This window comes from Marinobacter sp. L-13 (assembly GCF_056857715.1).
The window spans coordinates 1-4213 of the sequence record NZ_JBSXNQ010000003.1; the positions used below are offsets into that span (position 1 = coordinate 1).

General features: G+C 52.5%; 3 protein-coding genes and 2 pseudogenes. 2 read left to right on the forward strand and 3 right to left on the reverse strand.

Going from position 1 to position 4213, the window contains the following annotated elements; genetic code table 11:
• On the forward strand, window positions 1–674 hold a 674-nt coding region (locus AC13DD_RS00045), incomplete at its 5' end, for an IS3 family transposase (protein WP_482930648.1).
• On the opposite strand, the gene AC13DD_RS00050 is transcribed toward AC13DD_RS00045, so the two are convergent.
• Entirely contained in the window at window positions 645–1904 is a 1260-nt protein-coding gene (locus AC13DD_RS00050) for a DcaP family trimeric outer membrane transporter (RefSeq protein WP_482930649.1), read from the reverse strand. The two genes, AC13DD_RS00045 and AC13DD_RS00050, sit on opposite strands and share 30 nt — an antisense overlap.
• Before the next feature lie 334 nt (window positions 1905–2238).
• Complete coding sequence (locus tag AC13DD_RS00055; RefSeq protein WP_482930650.1) at window positions 2239–2937, reverse strand: class II aldolase/adducin family protein; 699 nt, start codon at window positions 2935–2937, stop codon at window positions 2239–2241.
• Between the two features lie 308 nt (window positions 2938–3245).
• Between AC13DD_RS00055 and AC13DD_RS00060 the strand changes: the two are divergent.
• Window positions 3246–3583 (forward strand): annotated as a pseudogene (locus AC13DD_RS00060) (transposase); the annotation flags it as partial.
• 21 nt (window positions 3584–3604) lie between these two features.
• Here AC13DD_RS00060 and AC13DD_RS00065 read toward each other — a convergent pair.
• Window positions 3605–4084 (reverse strand): annotated as a pseudogene (locus AC13DD_RS00065) (IS3 family transposase); the annotation flags it as partial.
• Window positions 4085–4213: the final 129 nt, after the last annotated feature.

Sequence of the window (4213 nt, forward strand, 5' to 3'; positions counted from 1 at the left end):
TGGATCTGATGTACCTGATTGACCAGCAGCATCTGGAAACGCCGTACTATGGCTCTCGTAAAATGCGTGTCCACCTGGAACGCAAAGGCCACCGGATAAACCGCAAGCGGGTGCAGCGCCTGATGCGCACCATGGGCATCCAGGCGGTGTATCCACGCCCCAGAACCAGCATTCCGGGGGACGGGCACAAGGTGTATCCGTACCTGCTCAAAGGGCTGAAGATCGACCGCCCCAACCAGGTGTGGGCAACGGATATTTCGTACGTGCCGCTGGCCCGAGGCTTCATGTATCTGGTCGCCATTATCGACTGGTACAGCCGTAAAGTGCTGTCCTGGCGGGTCTCCAACACCATGGACACAGACTTCTGCATCGATGCTCTGGAGGAGGCCTTACAGCGCCATGGAACGCCGGAGATCTTCAACACCGATCAGGGTGCCCAGTTCACCAGTGAAGCCTTTACAGGCGTTCTTAAGGAACACGGTGTCCGGATCAGCATGGACGGCAAGGGCTGCTACCATGACAACATCTTCGTGGAACGGCTCTGGCGAAGCGTCAAGCACGAGTGTGTCTACCTCACCGCCTTCGAGGATGGACACCACTTGGGCCAGAGCCGGGGTTTCTCCACAGTCAATTTCCAGAGGAAATCAGAAGCTGAACTGCGCTGCCAGTTGTAGGCGGGTGTTGTCACCAGAATCGCCGTTCATTAGCTCCTTGTCTCCGTAAGACAGTTCCAGGCCCAGCGTCACAGGATCTGCAACCTTGTAGAAGTTGCTGAAGAGCACGCTTTGCAGAGTTTCGACCGAATTAGGGAACTCATCGCTGGGTTGGTCACCCTCTACACGACCATAGGTTAGGCTGGAGGAGAACTTCGATGTCCACTGTTGACTGACAGATATGGTAGCGCCAAAGGCCTCGATGGTTTCCAAGTCACCGTTGTTATCAATGTAGGCTTCGCCGATGCCAGTCCGAGTATCAGTGCTGGAATCGTTGCTGAGAGAACCGAATATGTAACGGCCCACGCCATCACCAAAGATAACGCCAGCCTTGACGGTGGTAGCATCCGTCAAGTTGAGCCGGCCGGCTGCCATTACGCCGTAGCCAAAGGCGTTATCGTCACCTGTAGCGCTAGCATCATCTGTCTGAAGCGAGCGTGCGAGGCCGGCAATTTCAATGCCGCCGGTACTGCCAGACCACTTGTATTTGGCTGTCAGGTCAGGGAATACGTCTCGCGAGCCCTCGAAGCCGGTAGCCTCAGGGTTTTCCGCAGAGACAGAGAAAGCAGCGCCATCACCTACCGGCATGGTGTAACGCAGCTGCGCCTGACGAATGAACGAAACACCCACAGGGCCGCCAAGTTCCACGGTGGCAGGGTAAGCTGTGAAGTGCATAAAGTTACTCCAAGTCTGACCAGCCAGCAGGCCGTTCAACTCACCATATGCGTGACGAATACGCAGGCCCCTGGAGTTGGAGAGGATTTCGTTACCACCTCCTCCAAAGAAGTCAGCTTCTATCGTGGTTTTGGCTGTTCCTACATCGGTGGGTGTAGAAGTACCAATGCGAAGACGGGATTGGCGTGCGTGGGCACGGAAAGAGGTGTCGCCTTTTTCATTACCGGTCTTCAAGCCCGGTTCGAATAGCATGTCGTCCATGTCCTGATCGAAATCGGCGATCATGTCCAGTTTTACATAACCACTAATGGTCATGGCTGTATCTGTGCCGGGAATTACCCAACCGCCAGAGCTCTGGTTCGACACCATCTGATCGATTTGCCGTTGCATGTCATCAAGCTTTGCTTGAACCTCCGCAGTTGACTGTGCCAAGGCTGGCTGGCTGAAAATACTCAGAACCGCCGCCGTTCCCGCCGCACGAATTGCCATTCTCAATTTCATTTTATTGCTTTGCATATTTTCTGTCTCCTCACATTATTGTTTTTAACCCGACTTCTTATGAAACCGAGCTCTTTCTGTACAACCTCCCTTTGTTTGTTCTCAGGTTTTCCGTAGGTAATACTCGCGCTGTAGCGGCGCTCAGTGTTTATTGGTTCAGTAACAGCTGGGTACCGGCACCGGTGTTGGAAATCGGCGCGACATAATTGCGATGCGCCTCGGTTACCTTGCCCAACATGCAGCCACTTAGCGGCGCCCCGCAAGCTAATCGGCTTTTGTGTTGTTTTATGTTCGAAGCCACATCGATAACCTTCTTATACTGGAGAAAAATTTAAATAGTTAAGAAAACCAACTATTCAGGATCTCCATGCGTCAAATAGTCCCACATACGCTCAAATATTCGGCCTGACCTTGTTGCCCGAGCTTTCGCCTCTTCCAGCCCTAGCTCAATGACTTCCTTCGAGACGGGCAGGCAATCCAGTTCAATTCTTGCAGCATCTTCCAGATACCAGGTTAGAACCACCGCGTCTTTTAATGAGTCACCTGTAACTACAGCACCATTACCGCGAAGAACAATTCCTGTCTTGTTGCCAAGCAACTCCGCAGCACTTTGCGCCGCTTCGTCATTTCTGATCAGTTGTGGATCGTTCCATAAAGGCACATTCGGAGCGAAGTAAGAGCTCATGCCATGGAGAATCCTTGGGGTACGCCCTAGAGCGGACAACGACATAACCTGCTTTGGCATACTCCGTACCACGCCTCCGACATCCGGGCGCAGACGGTAAATCTCTCTGTGGATCCTTACCTCCCCAAGAACACCATCTGGAAAGTCGCCGTGAATCGGAACTATGGTTCCGTGATCGCCGGCTTCTATAGTCGCTAACGGCTTCGGTGCACACACCAAAAAGTAGTTTTCATCTATACGCTGGCTGCAGTGCCCGTATGCATGTACCAGCCCATGGTTTCCAAGCGCCCTGGCCGCTTTACGCACTGTAAGTTCCATTTCACTTCTAGGGTTTTCAATATTGGACACGCCAGAACCGTTCTCCATGTTTAAGACTCGCCTCATGTTCATTCTCGGACTAGGGTTTGTTGAACTCTTCGGGGAAGGTGTCGTCGTAAAAGTCGCTCATGTCAGTCGTTCTCTTTTGTTGTTTTCTATTTATGGCCACAACTATATCCAAACCATGCCATAGCATGTAATCAATATAACGCCGCCAAACATAACTAGGAGTTATGTCAGATTATCGGGTAAGGTGTACGCTTGTTTTTATTTCGCTATGTCGGAATGTAATCCCCCCAGAAAATAATCGAGGTTTTGAGTGGAGACTTTTACAATGATCGCAAAAGGAGCGACAGATGAAGAAGTCTCGATTCACCGACAGCCAGATCATGGCGATCCTGAAGCAGCACGAAGCCGGCGTTCCGGTGTCTGAGCTGGCAAGGGAACACAATGTCAGTACGGCGCTGATCTATCAATGGCGCTCGAAGTTTGGCGGCATGGATGCATCAATGATGAAACGCCTGAAGGAACTGGAAGCCGAGAATGCCCGCCTGAAGAAGATGTACGCCGAAGAGCGGCTTAAGGCCGAGCTCCGTCAGGAAGCGCTGGAGGGAAAGTTGTAAGGACATCTCAACGCCGGGAGATGGCCAGAAAGGGCGTGGCCAAACATGGCATCAGTATCCGTTTGGCCTGCGTGGTGTAGTGGTCAAGTGTTTTAGGCCACCGTCTTTTGAGTTTTCCAGTAGGCCTTCTCTGCCGCATTCGGCGGCAATCCACCGTTGTGTTTGTGCGGTCGCAGCGCACTGTAATAACCGATCATATAGTTTGTGACCGATTGCTTCGCTGAGGCAAAGCATGGATACCCAATTTCTGGCACCCATTCTGTTTTCAGACTCCGGAAGAAGCGCTCAGTCGGGGCGTTATCCCAGCAATTCCCTCGCCGGCTGAGGCTCTGTTTCATTTGATAACTCCAGAGCAACTGCCGGAACCTCAGGCTTGTGTACTGACATCCCTGATCCGAATGGAACATGACTCCTGATGGCTTCCCACGGGATTCATACGCAATCGTCAGAGCCTTCTTCACCAGGTCTGTATTCGGCGACAGGGATATGGCCCAACCCACTGGTTTACGGGAGAACAAATCGATCACAACAGCCAGATAAGCCCAGCGCGCACCGGTCCAAAGTAGAGTAAGAGGCAGGGCGTAGTCGGACTATTTCCCTGCCTCTCCTCTCCGAACCGGACGTGCACCTTTCAGCGCATCCGGCTCTCCGTTTAAACGCTGGACAGTGCCATAGCGACCTCAGGAAAGCGCGAGGTCCAA

Bases quoted from the DNA above. Each gene is read 5' to 3' on its own strand.
- AC13DD_RS00055 (WP_482930650.1), bottom strand. From the start codon at position 2,937: ATGGAGAACGGTTCTGGCGTGTCCAATATTGAAAACCCTAGAAGTGAA.
- AC13DD_RS00050 (WP_482930649.1), bottom strand. From the start codon at position 1,904: ATGCAAAGCAATAAAATGAAATTGAGAATGGCAATTCGTGCGGCGGGA.